Source organism: Microbulbifer taiwanensis, from assembly GCF_014904815.1.
Classification (GTDB): Bacteria; Pseudomonadota; Gammaproteobacteria; order Pseudomonadales; family Cellvibrionaceae; genus Microbulbifer; species Microbulbifer taiwanensis.
The window spans coordinates 83,884-100,648 of the sequence record NZ_JACZFR010000001.1 but is presented as its reverse complement, the minus strand read 5'-3'; the positions used below and the strand labels follow the sequence as shown (position 1 = coordinate 100,648).

Sequence of the window (16,765 nt, the reverse complement as noted above, 5' to 3'; positions counted from 1 at the left end):
TGCAAGGCAATATCCTCGACAAATAACCAACAGAATTCACTAGCCAGCGATAATCCGCCCCCTACGTGCGATTAAGCGCCATTCAGCACCTCTTTCATCATGTTATAAGGGTCGGCTGCTTTTCCAACAATTCGTCCCGGCCATAGCCGGGCTCATTAGCAATCCTGCGGGGTAACCATGATCAGAACCGGAAAATTCGCCGCGACGCTGCTGTGCAGCGCCATCCTCGCCGCCTGTGGCCAGGAATCCAGCAACCAGCCAGCCATCGAGTCCTCCGCGGCGGCCGTGATCCGCGCCGATGCGCCCGGGCAATCGGAGACCTACGCCAAGCTGCGCAAGCGGCAGATAGCCACTGTGGATTACCAGCTGTCGATCACCCTCGACAAGAGCGGCGAAAGCTTTTCCGGCCAGGTGATCGCCGATACGAAATTCAACGGCGCGCTCAAGCAGCCGCTGACCATCGACTTCGCCGGCGGCAGTGTGGATTCCGTCAGTGTGGACGGAAAGGCAGTGCCGTTTGAATACAACGGGCACTTCATCACTATCGCCCCGGAGCAGCTTACGGGAGACGCGCATGCGATTGCGGTGAACTACCAACACCCCTATTCCAGCGACGGTTCCGGCCTGCACCGCTTCGAGGACCCGGAAGACGGCAAAGTCTATATGTACACCGACTTTGAGCCCTACGATGCCAACCGCCTCTTCCCGCACTTCGACCAGCCGAACCTGAAGGCGCACTACACCCTCGATGTAGTCGCACCCAAAGACTGGATCATCGTCAGCTCGGTACGCGAGAAAAAAGTTGAGAAAAACGGAGCGCTGAAGCACTGGTATTTCCCGCAATCGGCCAAGTTCTCCTCTTATATTTTCTCGCTGCACGCCGGCCCCTTCCATGTATGGGAAGACGATGCCGATGGCATTCCACTGCGCCTGATGGCGCGCCAGAGTCTGGCGCAGTATGTGAAGCCGGATGACTGGTTCACCTTTACCAAACAATCCTTCGAGTTCTTCCAGCCCTACTTCGAGATCGATTACCCCTTCGTGAAGTACGACCAGGTTATAGTGCCGGACTTCAACGCCGGCGCCATGGAAAATGTGGCCGCCGTTACCTTCAATGAAGCCTATGTTTCCCGCGGCGAGAAGACCCAGGCGCAGCGCATGCGCCTGGCCAATGTGATCGCCCACGAGATGGCACACATGTGGTTCGGCGACCTGGTGACCATGAACTGGTGGGACGACCTGTGGCTGAACGAGAGCTTCGCCACCTATATGGCCAACCTGTCCCTGGCGGAGAACAGCGAGTTCACCAACACCTGGGAGAACTTCTACCTGGGCACCAAGCAGTGGGCCTACCACTCGGACCTGCAGCCCACGACCCACGCGATACAGCTGCCGGTCAAGAATACCGACGAGGCCTTCGCCAACTTCGACGGCATCACCTACGGCAAGGGCGGTTCCATCCTGAAGCAGCTGCCCTATTACCTGGGCAAGGAGGAGTTCCGCAAGGGCGTGAGTAATTACCTGAAGGATCTGTCCTACAAGAACTCCACCCTGGACGACTTTATGGGTCACCTGGGTGCGGCCGCCGGCAAGGACCTGGACCAGTGGCAGCAGCAGTGGCTCTACCAGGCGGGCCTGAACACCATCGCCGCCAGCTTCCAGTGTGACAAGGGCGAGGTCACCAGCCTGACCCTGACCCAGTCGGCGCCGGAGGATTACCCGACCCTGCGCGAGCAGCGCACCCAGATCGGTTTCTACAACATGGAAAACGGCAGCATGGTGCTGAGCAAGGCCATCCCGGTGCTGTATCAAGGCGGGAAAACCAAAATCGCCGAGGCCGTCGGCCAGCCCTGCCCGCAGATCGTCTATCCCAACGAGGGCGACTGGGCCTTCGCCAAGGTGAACCTGGATCCGGTATCCGTTGAGAATATGTCCAGGCACATCAACGATATCGAAAAACCCTTCACTCGCCTGATGCTGTGGCAGAGCCTGTACGACAGCGTCTACGATGCCAAGCTGCCACTGGACGAATATGTGAGCTTTGCCCTCTCCAACGCCGGTAGCGAGCGCGATATCAATGTGGTGCGCCTGGTCTCCCACCACCTGGGATACGCCTATAGCTACCTGAACCAGGTTGCGATCGACCCGGCCAAGCGCGATGAACTGCAACTGGCGATTGAAAATTTTGTCTGGGAGCAGCTGCAGCAGGCGCAAGCCGGCAGCGATGCGCAGAAAACCTGGTTCTCGACTTTTACCGACGTGGCCCACTCGGAAACTGCCCTGGCCGATGCCAGGCTGCTGCTGCAGGGTGAGCGGAATATCGACGGCCTGACCCTGGACCCGGATATGCGCTGGGACCTGATCGCACTGCAGAACCAGCACCTGTTCGGCGACTACGAGCAGGCCATAGAGCGCGAGCTGGCCGCGGACAACTCCGATCGCTCCCAGCTCAACGCCATCGCCGCGGAAGCCGTGCGCCCGCTGGCCGAGAGCAAGACCAAGTGGCTGGAGAACATCCTGCAGCACCGAGACGACTTCAAGCTGAGCCAGCTGAAATACGCGGCCTTCTCCCTATTCCCGACCGAACAGGGCGAACTCTATGAAGCCAATATGGAACGCATCATCTCTGCCATGGACGAAGTGAACACCAGCGACGCACCGGAATACGTCGGCACCTATGCGAAACTCTTCCCGCTGAATTGCAGCGACAGGGGTGTGCAGCAGCTGAGCGAAATCCTCGACAGCGGCAAGCCGCTGAATCCGCTGCTGGAGAAGGCCCTGAAGAACCGCCGCTTTGAAAACCAGCGCTGCCTGAATATGGCTGCGCTGCTGAACGGCAGTAACAAGGGCTGAACCCCATATCGTCATCCCGGGCTTGACCCGGGATCCAGTGCCACTGAACCCTGGATCCCGGTACCGGATCAAATCCGGCATGACGTTCCTGCGCCGGGATGACGACAATGGATTTGCAAAAAGGCCCCACGGGGCCTTTTTGCTACCCAGCCAAAAAAGTCTCAGCACTCCACCTCTTTTTTTCACACCCACTGCATCCAAACCCACCCCCAAGGCGGTCAATAGAAGGGTACGCCGCTGTATCGGCCCTACCCGGCTCTTGGTCCGTACGCAGCTGCAGGGTTCCGTGTTTATTTGGAACCGGCCAGGCACCAGTGGACGCCGCTGGTGAATTTCGCATTCCACGCAGATGAGACAAATGAATAAGAAATATCTAAAGGGCGCCGCGCCCGTTCTGGTACTGGCACTGGGTTTTGGGGTGGTGCAGGTCATGAGTGCCGCCAAGCCGGCACCGGAGAAAAAGGAAGAGACGCAACGGCTGGTATCACTGCTCTACACCGAGGCTCGGGAGCAGGCCGTGCACCTCGCCGTCGACACCCAGGGAGAGGTGCGGCCGCGCACCGAGATAGACCTGACGCCGCAGGTGGCCGGGCGTATTGTCGCTATCTCCGACAGTTTCGCCGAGGGCGCCGGTTTTGAGCCCGGCGAGACGCTGATCCAGCTGGACGACGCCGACTACCGCCTGGCCCTGGCCCGCGCCGAGGCCGGTGTGGCCGCCGCCGAAGTGGTGCTGTTGCAGGCCCGCGCCGCCGCCGCCATCAAGCGCCAGCAGTGGCAGGCCGCCAACCCGGGGCGCGAGCCCACGCCGCTGCAGGTGAATCGACCCCAGGTGGCGGAAGCGGAGGCCGAGCTGCGCTCCGCCAAGGCCGAGCTCGCCGATGCGCAACTGAACCTGGAGCGCACCCGCATCAAGCTGCCGTTCCGCGGGCGGGTGATCCGTCGCGATGTGGGCCTGGGCCAGTATGTCACCGCCAGCACCGTCCTCGGCCGCGCATTTGCCACCGACCGGGTGGAAGTGCGCCTGCCGCTGACAGATTTCCAGCTGCAGGAACTGGACCTGCCGATGGGTTTTGTGGCCAGCGACCGGAATCCGGGGCCGCAGGTCACGCTGTCGGCCCGGGTGGGCCGGGACCAGCGCCAGTGGCAGGGGCGCATAGTGCGCACCCAGGCCGCAGTGGATCAGCAGACCCGCCTGATCTATGCGGTGGCAGAGGTCAACGATCCCTACGGCGAGGGCGCCAGCGACGGCGTGCCGCTGGCGGTGGGGCTCTTCGTCAGCGCCGAGGCCGAGGGGGTGCGGGAGCGCCGCGCACTGGTGCTGCCGCGGGATGCACTGCGCAGCGCCGACAAGGTGTATGTGGTGGATGAAGACAACCGCCTGGATATCCGCACCGTGGAGGTAGTGTCCACTTCCGAGGAACGGGTGGTGATCGCCTCCGGCCTGGCCGACGGCGAGCGGGTGGTCACTTCCACCATCGCCAACGCCGTGGACGGTATGGAAGTCCAGCCCATCACCCAGTTGGCCCAAAACCTATCCCTGCAGTAACGGAGCGCACCGATGAACAAGTTGATCGAATGGTGGGCGCGCAACACTGTCGCCGCCAACCTCGCCATGGTGGGCATTCTGGTGGCCGGATTCTTCGGCTTTGGCGCCATGGAGCGGGAAATGGATCCCCAGGTGCGCTTTCCCGGCCTGCAGATTGCGGTCTCCTGGCCAGGTGCCGCGCCCCAGGAAGTGGAGGAGCAGATAGTCGCGCGCATCGAGGAGTCCGTCAGCGACCTGGACAATATCGAGTGGGTGCGCTCCACGTCGGCAGAGGGCCTGGGCGAGGTCTATATCCTCGCGGAGCAGACCGTCGACTTCTCCCGTTTTATGAACGACGTGAAGATCCGCGTGGACAGCATCTCCTCGTTTCCACGCGACATAGAACCGCCGCAGGTACAGCAGTGGGTGAACCGCGAGGAATTTATCCGCGTGGCGGTACACGGCGATCTGGGCGAGCGTGAACTGAAACGCCTGGCGGAAGAACTGCGACGCGAGGCCGCCAACCTGTCCGCCATTTCCGTGGTGGAACTCTTCGGTACCCGCCGGGAGGAGGTGTCCATCGAGGTCAGCGAGCTGGCCATGCGTCGCTACGGCCTGAGCTTCCAGGAAGTGGCCGACGCCATTCGCGCCAGCTCCCTCAACCAGTCCGCCGGTACCGTGCGCACCCAGGTCGGCACCTACCAGCTCAAGGTGCGCAGCCAGGCGGATACAGAGCAGGAATTTGCCAACATCATCGTGCGCCAGAGCGCGGACGGCGGCACCATCCGCGTCGGCGATGTGGCGAAGGTGGTGGACGGCTTCGAGGACAGCGAAATACTCGCCACCCTGAACGGCGAACCGGCGGTGCTGATCCAGGTAATGACCACCGAGACCATGGACATCGTCACCGCCTCCGAGTCGATCCGCGCCTGGATCGCCGAGCGCCGGTCCACTCTGCCCGCCGGTGCCAAGCTGACCCTGTGGACCGACAATGCCGAGGATTTCAACAGCCGCCTCAACACCATCGGCAGCTCCGCACTACAGGGCCTGGTGCTGGTGCTGCTGATACTGCTGCTCACCCTGCGCCCGAAGGTGGCCTTCTGGGTGGCCGTGGGTATCGCCACTGCCTATGCCGGTGCTTTCGTACTGCTGCCGAGCGTGGGCGTGTCCCTGAATATGCTCTCCACCTTCGCCTTCCTGCTGGTGCTGGGCATTGTCGTCGACGACGCCATCGTGGTGGGGGAAAGTATTCACACGGAATCCCACAACGGCAGCGGTGGCCTCAGTGCCGCAGTGCTGGGCACGCAGCTGGTGGCCAAACCGGTGATCTTCGCGGTGTTGACCACCATCCTCGCCTTCCTGCCGTGGATATTCCTGAGCGGTTCCACCAGCGAGTTCACCCGCCATATCACCTGGGTGGTGATACTGGCGCTGGTGTTCTCGCTGATCGAATCCCTGCTGATTCTGCCGGCGCACCTCAGCAAGCTGGAGCCGCGGGAAGAACTGGGGCGCTTCGGGCGCATGCAGAAGCACATCGCCGACGGCATCGTCTATTTTGCGCAGAACCACTACCGCCGCATCGGCAGCTGGGCGGTGGAGCGCCGCTATCTGACACTGAGTATTTTTATCTCTGTACTGATGATCGGCTTCGGACTGTTTGGCAGCGGCTGGGTGAAGAAGAGCTTTATACCGGAAATCGAATCCGACGAGATTGTCATGAACGTGGTGATGCCGGAGGGCGCGCCTTACAGCCGCGCGCTGGAAGTCCTGGCACAGATGCAGGATGCAGAGAAACGCCTCGAGGAAGAAGTGAACCAGCGCACCGGTGGCGAGGGCGTGCTGATTGAAAACTGGTATACCCGCTCCCGCCGCGACAGTGTCATCGCCATCGTCAAACTGGCGCCGCCGGAAGTGCGCGACATGTCCGCCAAGGAAGCCGCCGTGCGCCTGCGAGACCTGATGGGGGATGTGCCGGATGCGAAAGAGGTCTCGGTGCGCTACACCTCCGGCGACGACAGCCCCGGCTTCGAATTGTCCATCCGCCATCCGGACCTGGAGATATTGCGGGCCGCCACCGCCGAGCTGGAAAACCAGCTGCGCACTTACGAGAGCCTCTACGATGTGCGCAACAACCTGGAGGGCGCCTCGGAGGAAATCCGCCTCACCCTCAAACCCGGCGCCGCCAGGCTGGGGCTGACCCTGGCGGAAGTCAACCGCCAGGTGCGCCAGGCCTATTTCGGCGAAGAGGTGCAGCGGCTGCCACGGGCGGGCCAGGACGTCAAAGTGATGGTGCGCTATCCGCTGGCCTCGCGCCGCTCCATCGAGAGCCTGAAGGATTTCCATGTGCGCACCAGTGACGGCCGCGAAGTCCCCCTGCTGGCGGTGGCCGATCTGGAGTACACCCCGGGTATCAAGCGCATCCAGCGCTGGAACGGCAACCGCGCGGCGCGGGTCATGGCGGACCTGAAAGACGATGTGCGCGGCGACATCACGAAGGACCTGGACGAGAACTTTTTCCCCGAGTGGGAAAAGCGCTACCCCGGCATCAGCCGCGGTGCCGTGGGCCAGGCGGAGGGCGAGAAGCGCTTCGTGCGCGAGGTGATCGGTCTCTACACCATGGCTTTCTTCGCCATGTACAGTCTGCTGGCGGTGGCCTTCCGCAGTTACTTCCAGCCGATACTGATACTGATCGCGATTCCCTTCGCCTTTGTCGGCGCCATCTTCGGCCACGGTGTAATGGGTATGACCATGGCGATATTCAGCTACTTCGGCATAGCCGCGGCCGCGGGGGTGGTGGTCAACGACAACCTGGTGCTGATGGACTGCTGCAACCGGTTGCGGGATAAGGGCATGCAACCGCTGCAGGCCATAATCGAGGCCGGCGTGGCGCGCTTCCGCCCGATACTGCTGACCACCGTCACCACCATTGTCGGCCTGATGCCGATGATGCTGGAGCGCAGTATCCAGGCCGCCTTCCTGCAGCCGATCGTGGTGGCACTGGCGTTCGGGGTCTTCGTGGCCTTTTTCGTCACGCTGCTGCTGGTGCCGGCGCTCTATGCCATAGGCGTGGATATAGCCGCGCTCACGGGGCGCATCCGCGCCTGGCTGCAGGGGCTGCTGCGCGGGCGATTGCCGGAGAGCGGTGCAGCGGCCGAATAAGCGCGCTTACTACCAGGGCCCTGCGGGGCCCTTTTTCATGCCAGACCAGGCTCCACCCCGGATCGAGCGCGCACACCGGCATACCACACCAGCGACATGGCCAGCCCGATCACGGGCAACATCCACAGATTCAGCATCTTCCAGCCCAACCACAACTGCAGATGCCCCGACATCAGGCTGCCGAAGGCGGCGCAGCCGAATACCACAAAGTCGTTGATGCCCTGTACCCTGGCCTTCTCTTCCGGCCGGTAACTGAGCGCGAGCAGCGAAGTGGCGCCGATAAAAGTGAAGTTCCAGCCCACGCCCAAAGTGACCAGCGAGAACCAGAAATACCAGTAGCCCGCTCCCCACTGCGCCACCAGGCAGCAGAGCGCCAGTAACAGGCAACCGCTCTGGATGATGCGCGCCTCGCCGAAGCGCGAGATCAGGCGGCCGGTGACAAAGGAGGGCAGGAACATGCCCAGCACGTGCCACTGAATAACACTGGCGGTATCGCCAAAAGCATGGTGATGGCCGTGCATGGCGATGGGCGTTGCAGTCATCACCAGTACCATGACCCCATAGCCGATGGACCCCGCCACTATCGCCGTAAACAGTAGCGGCTGGCGCAGCAGTGTGCCGTAGCTCCGCGCCGGACCCGCCGCGCTGCCGGCAGCCTCCGGTTTCGGCAGCGGCAGCCAGGCTATCAATGCCAGGGTGAACAGGTAGAGCCCGATCAATACCCCGAAGGCACCGAGAAATTCCCGCCCGGGCGCGAAGTGCCCGGATAGCACCGCCAGCTTTGGCCCCAGCACCGCGGCCACTACGCCGCCCGCCATCACCAGGCTGATTGCCCGCGGTCGCAGCGGGGCTTCACAGGCCTCAATGGCGGCGAAGCGGTATTGCTGTCCCGCGCCGATGGATATACCCAGTAGAAAGGTTGCCGTGCAGAAGAGGCCGAAATGCTCCACCGCCAGCGCCTGGTAGGCCAGCCCCGCGCCGCCGACGCCCACCAGGTTTCCGATCAGGAAGCCCGCCTTGCGCCCCAGGCGCTGCATCAGGTGCGCCGCCGGCAGGGCGGCCGACATCAGGCCGAGAAACTGCAATGCCACCGGCAGGGTAACGTAGAGGGGAGAAGGGGCCAGTTGCTGACCGACCAGCGCGGTAACGGACACCAGTAGAATATTGCCGGTAACCAGCAGAGCCGTACCGAGGGCCAGGCCCCAGACAGTGATGGGCATAGTCGTCCTTGAACACGGTATTACAGGGGACGCTACTATATCACCACAACAAAATTTAACGGCCGGGATATACGCAAGGCGCCGAAGAAGTATTACTACCTCCTCTGCCCCCTGCGCGACCCAGAGCGATCAGCTGATATTTCCGCGCTTCCGTATTCCGAATCCAGCAGCTTCCCCTTGATGAAGTCCCTCATCAGATAGAAGTAACCTTCCGGTTGCCGTGTGGAAACACGCTCTCCATCCGGACTTTTCTCAAATTCATACATGCCGTGATCGGCTTCGGGAAAGACGGCTGTCGTGATCGGGCGGCCGGCACTGCGCAACCCGGTCAGGCGGCGGAGCGTTTCGCCGGAGGGGGCATCCCTATCCTGCCCGCCCAGTATCCATAGCTGTTGCACATCGAGGCCGGCCAGCACCGGCATGGGATCATAGTCCGCTGGAACGCCGTCCAGCAGTCTTGGAGCGTCCCTGCGTATCGTCTCCGTTGGCGTGTTGAGCAGATAGCCGGTGATGTTGCCGCGGACTGATCCGAACCATGGTTCGTTGCGGTACTTGTTTTTCACGGCTTCTAGCTGCTCGTAGCCCTCGGTAAAACCGCTCTCTACGATCCTTGCCGCGGCATCAGCAAATTCCATGGCTTTGGCCTTGACCTCAGGGCCAAAGCCGGCTCGCTCCATGTCGAACTCAATCGCTTCCCGGTCCTCATCCAGCGGCGAGACCGCCAGCCCAAAACTGACGATGACAAAGTCCACCGGTTCTATACGTGCCGCCAGCGGGGCCACCCAACCGCCCTGGCTGCCAGCCTGGTATCCCATCCGCCCCGCGCGCGCACCCGCGAGACGCCTGGCTTCACGGGTAGCGTGGATCGCGTCGATCGCCAGGGTCAGGTAGTTCTGCGTGTAGCGGCCGCCCGAAGCGCCCGTGCCACGCTTGTCATAGGCGAACACACCAATGCCGGCACTGGCAAATTCCCGCTGCAGCGAATAGCGCTGCAGCGCCGAGGAATGCTCGGCTCCGTGGATCAGCACGACGATCGGAACGCGCGCCTGACCTGGCGGCAGGGTCAGCCGCCCTGCCAGAATAACGTCTCCGCTCTGGAAGCGCGTATCGGTTTGGACCAGCGGCTGTCGCTGTCCTGCCACCTCGTCGAAGCGGATCTCGCCACGCGAACAGTGAATGATGACCTGGTGCCCGTCGGGCCGGCCGGTCCAACCCAGCGCGCTGGTCCATTGATTCCCTCCCTGCGGCGCCAGTGCACCCGTACGCCCATCAGGGCGTCTCCAGCGAAGCTGCCCCGGGCTGCCCGGGCCGATATCGAGCGATGTGCCATCCGCCATCAGGTAACTCCCTACCTCACATGGAAGCGAGGCAGCCTGGGCTTCGGATGATGCATGGACGTTCAGCGATGCCAGGCCGTACAACGCCACGAAGGCCAGGGCGCGCAAGACAGCCAGTTGAGTGGAGCAGGCCATTTCGATACCATTTATGTAAATATTTACGTAAACATTGACGTAAATTTATTATACAGTCAAGCTCACGTATTCCAACGGAGCCGGGACAAGGCTATAGAGAGGTGTAATGAACGATTTTATCCACCAACAAGGCCCTGCATTCCTTGCGCACATATTGAGGCGCCTTGCCGATGAACTGGTCCATGCCGCTGCGGACTGGTATCCAACGGTGGGCGTCTCGGCACCGCCGCGCACGATTTCGACACTGCTCGCACTGAATGAACGCGGGCCACTCGGGGTCACCGAATTGGCCGGTCTCCTTAAGCAATCACACACTCTGGTCATTACCTGGATCAAGGAGCTATCGCGCCTATCCCTGGTGGTTCAGAAGAGCGACCCGGCCGATAGGCGTCGAACAGTGATCAGCCTTACCGCAAAAGGTCGAAAAGAGCTTCTGCAAGTGCGGGAGGCCTTAGAGGCAATGGAGCAGGCGTCAACCGAGCTGATGAGCCTGGGAGGCGGCGACGTCTGGCAAACGCTGTGGTCGATGGAGCGCGCTTGTCGGGAGCATTCTTTCCTGGAGCGCCTGCACCGTGCGGCGGACTCCCGGAAGTAGGAAGGCTGGTGTGACGGTATCCATCTGAAACCTGTTCGCACCGGCCGAGTAAGCGCACTTTTTACCTGTGCCCTGCGGGGTCATTTTAACAGCCCGAGTTTTCCGAAAGCCGCGCAACTCGCCTGTGGATACTCCGTTTCAGATCGAGAATTCATTGGCTCGTCATACCGGCGCAGGCCGGTATCCAGTTCGGGGGCATCTGGATCCCGGCCTGCGCCGGAATGACCAGAAAACTGTCCTGTAGGACCAAACTTCGTGTTCGTCCACCCCACCGATGGCAAGGCAACCGTCACCCTGTTTCCAGTAAGCGCCCACTCACCATGCGCGGTGCCGCTCGGCGTGATATAACCTAAACAGGTAATAAGGCAGCCAACGCAATCCTTGGCGCCACCGCCACCAGCCGGAGAATTCGATGAGCACCACAAGGAAAATTGCCACCGCGCTGCTGTGCACAGCGCTGATCGCCAGCTGCGGCGATAAAACACCTCCCTCGGAAAAGGCCACAAAAAAGGAAGCTGCAGAGACGGTAAAAGCGCAGAAAGTCCCGCGCGTGTCGCGCCCCGACGCCCCCGGCCTGACCGCCGCCACGGCGGCCCTGCGCAGATTGCAGATCGCGGATGTGGACTACAGGATCTCCGTCGTGCTGGACAGCGAATCCGATAGTTTCTCCGGCCGCGTGGTCGCCGAGACCGAAATTGCCAGGCCGCTGCAACAGGCGCTTACCATCGATTTCAGCGGCGGTGAAGTTCAGTCTGTGAGCGTTAATGGCCAGGAAATTCCCATCCAGTACAACGGTTATTTCGTTACCATCGAGCCGGGGCAACTGAATGTCGGGCCCAATACAATCGCCATCGACTATACGCACCCCTACTCCAGTGACGGCTCGGGCCTGCACCGCTTTCAGGATCCGCAGGACGGCAACGTCTACCTCTATACCCACTTCGAACCCTACAAGGCCAACCGCTTCGCGCCGCTGTTCGACCAGCCGGATCTGAAGGCCAGTTATACGGTCGACGTAAAAGCACCGGCGGACTGGCAGGTGGTCACTGCCACACGCGAGAACAACATCGAGACGCTGCCGGATGGGCGCAAGCACTGGCAATTCCCCGCCAGCAAGAAATTCTCCACTTATATCTTCCCGCTGCACGCCGGTCCCTTCGTGGTGTGGGAAGACAAGGCCGGGGAAATTCCCCTGCGCCTGATGGCTCGCAAGACACTGGCTCCCAATGTGAAACCCGATGACTGGTTTACCTTCACCCAGCAGTCCTTCGACTTCTTCCAGAAGTATTACGGTATCGAGTATCCGTTCGATAAATACGACCAGGTGATAGTGCCGGATTTCACTATCGGGGCCATGGAAAACGTCGCCGCGGTAACCTTCAACGAAGCCTATGTATCCCGCGGTGAAAAAACCCAGGCCGAGCGGCAGAGGCTCGCCAATGTGATCGCCCACGAAATGGCACATATGTGGTTCGGCGACCTGGTGACCATGCAATGGTGGAACGGACTGTGGCTGAAGGAGAGCTTCGCCACCTATATGGCCAGCCTGGCACTGGCCACCAATAGCGAGTTCGACGACGTGTGGGAAAACTTTTACCTGCGTTCCAAGCAGTCCGCCTACCTGGCCGACCAGCTGCCCACCACCCACCCCATTGAGGTGCCGGTCCCCAACACCGCAGAGGCCTTCTCCAACTTCGACAGCATCACCTACGGCAAGGGCGGCTCGGTGCTGGAGCAGCTGCCCCATTTCCTCGGCAAGGAGGCATTCCGCCAGGGTGTGAGCAGCTACCTGACCGACTTCTCCTACGGCAACGCCGAACTGAAGGATTTCATGGGCCATCTCGGCAAGGCCGCCAACCAGGATCTGGCGCAGTGGACCAATAACTGGCTCTATAAGGCCGGCGTGAACACCATCTCCGCCGACTACCAGTGCAGCGACGACAAGATCACCCAGCTGACGATCAACCAGACGGCGCCGAAAAAGTACCCGCTCCTGCGCCAGCAAAGAATCCAGCTGGGTATATACCGCATGCAGGACAGTATCATGACCCGCGTGGCCGCGGTGCCGGTGACCTATAAAGGCGTAACCACACCGGTGAAGGAAGCCAAGGGCCAACCCTGCCCGCAGATCCTGACCCTGAACGACGAGGATTGGGGCTATGTGAAAACCCGCCTCGGTGAAAAATCCATCGCCCAGGTAAGCCAGCATATCAACTCGATTGAAAGTTCTTTCACCCGCCTGATGCTGTGGCAGAGCCTGTTCGACAGTGTCACCGATGCCAGGATGCCGCTGGCCGAGTGGATCGACTTTGCCCTGAACAACGCCGGCGCCGAGAGCAATATCAATGTGATCCGCCTGATCAGCCACCACCTCGAAGCGGCGGCGGCCTACGCCCACCGCTTCGCTGTGCCGGAAGAACTGCGCAGCGAGCAGCTGCAGGCCATCGAGAACTTTGCCTGGAAACAGCTCAACACTGCCCCCGCCGGCAGCGACGCACAGAAGACCTGGTTCACGGCCTTTACAGACCTCGCCCACACGGACGCAGCACTTGGCAACGCCGCCCAGCTGCTATCCGGCGAACTCAAAATCGACGGCCTGACCATCGACCAGGACAAGCGCTGGCAGCTGATCATCCTGATGAACCGCAACCTGCACGGCGACTACGCCGGCCTGGTCGAGGGTGAACTGGAGAAGGACAACACCGACCGCGCGCGCAACTACGCCATCAGCGCCAACGCAATACGCCCGACGGCAGAAGTCAAGCGGGAGTGGCTGGACAATATCCTCAACAAGCGCGACCAGTACAAACTGAGCCAGATACGCGCCGCCGCCAGCGCACTCTTCCCGGCTGAGCAGCTGAACCTGTACCGCGATTTCAGAAAAGAGCTGTTTGGCGCCGTGCCGCGGGTCAGCGACACAAAGGACACGCTGTACAACAAGGCCTATGCCATGCTCTTTCCGATCGCGTGCAGCAAGGGTGATATCAACCGATACAGCCAGGTACTGAAGCAGAACAGCGAACTGATGCCGGCACTGGGCCGGGTACTGAAAAACCGCCGCCAGCAGAGTCAGTGGTGTGTCGCCATGGAGGGGCGACAGTTGAAGGGAAGTGGAAACTGAGGATGCCAGCACCCATACATAGACACAGGAAATGTCCATAAGAAAACGCGGAAGAACAAGGCCAGACACCAGTATCACCTGGTGTCTGTTTGTCTGCCTGAGCATTTTCTATTTCCTGTTTCGATGGGAACCGATCTTCTCGATTGTCACCGGTACGCCCTGCCACTCACTCAGCGATTGCCGGAATTCTCCGCATGCCTTCTATAACTGAGCCCCCCACATCTCCAAACCCCTGGCTCGTACTCACCGGTGTTGCCATCGGCGTATTCAGCCAGACCATGAATGGCACGGCGATGATCACCGCCGTGCCCCCGATCCGGCACGATTTCGACCTGAGCCCGACCATGTTGCAATGGGTCGTCACCATCTATTTCCTCGTCGGCGCTATCTTTCTCGCGGCGGCGGGCCGGATGGGGGACCGATTCGGTCTCGGCCGAGTATTTCTGGCCGGAACACTGTGCTTCGTCGCTGCATACATCATTATGGCACTCGCGGCCGACGGCCTGACCATGCTTGTTGGTCGGGGGCTCCAGGGATTGGCTGGCGGATTGCTGTTACCTATGTCGCTCGCGCTCGTCAGAGCCACCTTTCCCGAACAGAAGCGGCAATTCGGCGCGGCGATCTGGAGCGGTGTTCTCGGTCTCGGACTCGGCATCGGCCCTATCGTCGGCGGCCTGTTGACGCATTACCTGAGCTGGCGCTATATATTCTGGTTCAGCATGGCGATTGTTGTAGCAGCATTCATCATTGTTGCCATCGCTTTGCGCGGTCGGCTATCGCCACCTAAGCGGGGGCAACCCGAATTCCAGGACTTCACTGGTTTTTTGCTGATTGCCACCGCGATGGCAACATTCACCTTCGCGCTCACGCATGCACAAGACCTTGGGTGGCACTCCGGCACAACCATATCGACCCTGCTCGCCAGCATTGTGGCGACGATTGCCCTATTACTGCGCGAGCGCAGCGCTTCTATGCCGTTCCTGAATCTCGACTTTTTTAGGAATCGCGATTTCATTGCGGCCAGCCTCGGTATCTTTTCCGCCTTCTTCCTGATTTACGTCATTCTCGTATTCGCGAGTATCTTTACGCAAAATATACTTGCGTTCGACTATACGCCGGCGCTCGCGGGTTTCTCCTTGTTATCCCTGACGTTGCTGATGTTCTTACTCTCGACGGTGGTGCACAGAGTGGCAGCCCGATACGGATATCAAGTCGTCGTCACAACCGGCATGCTACTGCTGATGATCGGCGCGACCTTGTTGCATGTCGAAGCAACGGGCAATGGCGTCCTGGGGTTTGAAACCGCGCTCGCCGTTTGTGGGTTGGGATTGGGGTTAACCCTCCCGGTGTTTTCCGGCCTTGGCGTGCAAACGCTACCGCCGGATCAAACCGGGCAGGGCTCGGGCGTTCTCACGACCTTCACCTTTCTCGGCGCCACAGTTGGTGTATCGATCGGCGGACTCGTATCGGCCAACGGCGCCCGTTCGTCCCTCGACGGGAGCTTATCCGCTCTCGATTTGCCACCTGCAGAGGTCGCGAATCTAACTGCCGGTCTGCACGCAACCGAGCAGAAACTTTCGATGTTACTGTCCCGATACGACGCCGCAACCGCGGAGACTATCCGCGAAGCACTGATACAGGCCGTCTATAGCGGCTTCGCAGATCTTACACTGCTCTGCGCCGTGCTGGCTGCACTCGGCGCACTCGCTCAGTTCCGGCTGCTCAGGGCGCACTCGAGTTGATGCACATCAACTGTGCACCGGGGTGACGGAGCAGTGCCGCCATATTTGTGCCGAAAAATATCGAGGTATCTCAGCGCATCAGTGTAGTATTCCACCTGTTGAACTGAACACTGTACCCAATGCAGCAGCGGGCTTCGCCCCGGCGGATCCGCGCTGACAACACCGACACTCGTACTGATGCGCCTGATCCTGAGCCGCAAAGGCTTCGACTCCTCCGCCGGCGGCTGCCCCAGCCCGGTTTTTCCCGACGGCTCTCTCTACGCATTGCCGATTCCGGATGCCAGGTCCGGGATTCGCTACGGCAATATCACGCATGCCGGGCAGAATATCGGCGGACTGGTCGAGGACCTGACGCGCGGCAAAGTCGGATCGGAACAGGGCGCACACCTGGATCCGGATATGCATTTCGATGCCCTGCCGCGCCAACCGGGCTGGAAGCCATTGCTGGGGCAGGCGGGGGCGGCACAGGGGCATCTGCGCAAACAGGGGGTGCAGGCCGGTGACCTGTTGCTGTTCTTCGGACTTTTCCGGTCAGTGGAGAAAACTGATGGGCGCTGGCGCTTCGTCAAGGACGCACCGGCCCGACATATCCTCTGGGGCTGGCTGGCCATCGGCGAGATCGTCAAAGTCGATGCACTGCGGGAAGGCGAGCTGCCCTGGGCGCGCTACCACCCGCACTTCCAGATAGGCCCGGATGCAGCCAATACGCTCTACCTGGCCGCCGATCGCCTGGTGCTGGAAGGACATTCCAAACCGCTGCCCGGTGCGGGGATATTCCCGCATGTAGATCCGCAGTTGGTGCTCACGCGGCCAGACTCACCCAAAGCCACCGCCTGGCAACTGCCTCACTTCCTGTACCCCGGTTCGGGGCGCACACCACTCAGTTACCATTCGAAGATGGAGCGCTGGAATCCGCTCCCCGAAGAAGGCGACAGCGATCGCTGCCACCTGCAGTGCGCCGCTCGGGGGCAAGAGTTCGTATTGAATATGGATGAGTATCGGGAAGCCAGCCCATGGCTGGCCAATCTGATTTCGCGACACGGAAGCCAGGGCGTCTTCGAATAATCGCTCTCAGTAC

Annotated in this window: 9 protein-coding genes; 7 read left to right on the top strand and 2 right to left on the bottom strand. The window is 61.1% G+C overall.

Translation table 11 applies throughout. The features are described 5' to 3' along the window. Positions 1-177: 177 nt before the first annotated feature. The 3 genes from pepN (IG627_RS00415) (at position 178) to IG627_RS00405 (ending at position 7,537) form a co-directional block, all read left to right on the top strand. Complete coding sequence (gene pepN / locus IG627_RS00415; RefSeq protein WP_193189165.1) at positions 178-2,853, top strand: aminopeptidase N; 2,676 nt, start codon at positions 178-180, stop codon at positions 2,851-2,853. A 358-nt stretch (positions 2,854-3,211) separates the two neighbouring features. After that, positions 3,212-4,399, top strand: coding sequence for an efflux RND transporter periplasmic adaptor subunit (locus IG627_RS00410; RefSeq protein WP_193189164.1), 1,188 nt, complete (start codon positions 3,212-3,214; stop codon positions 4,397-4,399). A 12-nt stretch (positions 4,400-4,411) separates the two neighbouring features. Beyond that, positions 4,412-7,537, top strand: coding sequence for an efflux RND transporter permease subunit (locus IG627_RS00405; RefSeq protein ID WP_193189163.1), 3,126 nt, complete (start codon positions 4,412-4,414; stop codon positions 7,535-7,537). A gap of 35 nt (positions 7,538-7,572) precedes the next feature. On the opposite strand, the gene IG627_RS00400 is transcribed toward IG627_RS00405, so the two are convergent. Together IG627_RS00400 and IG627_RS00395 are read right to left on the bottom strand one after the other, a co-directional pair. Beyond that, complete coding sequence (locus IG627_RS00400; RefSeq protein ID WP_193189162.1) at positions 7,573-8,757, bottom strand: MFS transporter; 1,185 nt, start codon at positions 8,755-8,757, stop codon at positions 7,573-7,575. A 95-nt stretch (positions 8,758-8,852) separates the two neighbouring features. Beyond that, a complete protein-coding gene (locus IG627_RS00395) occupies positions 8,853-10,229 on the bottom strand; it encodes an alpha/beta hydrolase family protein (protein WP_193189161.1) in 1,377 nt (458 codons plus the stop codon). A gap of 106 nt (positions 10,230-10,335) precedes the next feature. Between IG627_RS00395 and IG627_RS00390 the strand changes: the two genes are divergently transcribed. The 4 genes from IG627_RS00390 to IG627_RS00375 all read left to right on the top strand — a co-directional run bounded on the left by IG627_RS00390 (position 10,336) and on the right by IG627_RS00375 (position 16,752). Beyond that, positions 10,336-10,824, top strand: a complete 489-nt coding sequence (locus IG627_RS00390) for a MarR family winged helix-turn-helix transcriptional regulator (protein ID WP_193189160.1) — start codon at positions 10,336-10,338, stop codon at positions 10,822-10,824. 412 nt (positions 10,825-11,236) lie between these two features. Further along, positions 11,237-13,945 carry an aminopeptidase N gene (gene pepN / locus IG627_RS00385; RefSeq protein WP_193189159.1) on the top strand — a complete coding sequence of 903 codons (2,709 nt, stop codon included), beginning with the start codon at positions 11,237-11,239 and terminating at the stop codon, positions 13,943-13,945. A gap of 194 nt (positions 13,946-14,139) precedes the next feature. After that, positions 14,140-15,687 carry an MFS transporter gene (locus IG627_RS00380; RefSeq protein WP_193189158.1) on the top strand — a complete coding sequence of 516 codons (1,548 nt, stop codon included), beginning with the start codon at positions 14,140-14,142 and terminating at the stop codon, positions 15,685-15,687. A 177-nt stretch (positions 15,688-15,864) separates the two neighbouring features. After that, positions 15,865-16,752 carry an Nmad3 family putative nucleotide modification protein gene (locus IG627_RS00375; RefSeq protein ID WP_193189157.1) on the top strand — a complete coding sequence of 296 codons (888 nt, stop codon included), beginning with the start codon at positions 15,865-15,867 and terminating at the stop codon, positions 16,750-16,752. Positions 16,753-16,765 lie beyond the last annotated feature (13 nt).

Bases quoted from the DNA above. Each gene is read 5' to 3' on its own strand.
- IG627_RS00390 (WP_193189160.1), top strand. From the start codon at position 10,336: ATGAACGATTTTATCCACCAACAAGGCCCTGCATTCCTTGCGCACATA.
- IG627_RS00410 (WP_193189164.1), top strand. From the start codon at position 3,212: ATGAATAAGAAATATCTAAAGGGCGCCGCGCCCGTTCTGGTACTGGCA.
- IG627_RS00405 (WP_193189163.1), top strand. From the start codon at position 4,412: ATGAACAAGTTGATCGAATGGTGGGCGCGCAACACTGTCGCCGCCAAC.
- pepN (WP_193189159.1), top strand. From the start codon at position 11,237: ATGAGCACCACAAGGAAAATTGCCACCGCGCTGCTGTGCACAGCGCTG.
- IG627_RS00380 (WP_193189158.1), top strand. From the start codon at position 14,140: ATGCCTTCTATAACTGAGCCCCCCACATCTCCAAACCCCTGGCTCGTA.
- IG627_RS00375 (WP_193189157.1), top strand. From the start codon at position 15,865: ATGCGCCTGATCCTGAGCCGCAAAGGCTTCGACTCCTCCGCCGGCGGC.
- pepN (WP_193189165.1), top strand. From the start codon at position 178: ATGATCAGAACCGGAAAATTCGCCGCGACGCTGCTGTGCAGCGCCATC.
- IG627_RS00395 (WP_193189161.1), bottom strand. From the start codon at position 10,229: ATGGCCTGCTCCACTCAACTGGCTGTCTTGCGCGCCCTGGCCTTCGTG.
- IG627_RS00400 (WP_193189162.1), bottom strand. From the start codon at position 8,757: ATGCCCATCACTGTCTGGGGCCTGGCCCTCGGTACGGCTCTGCTGGTT.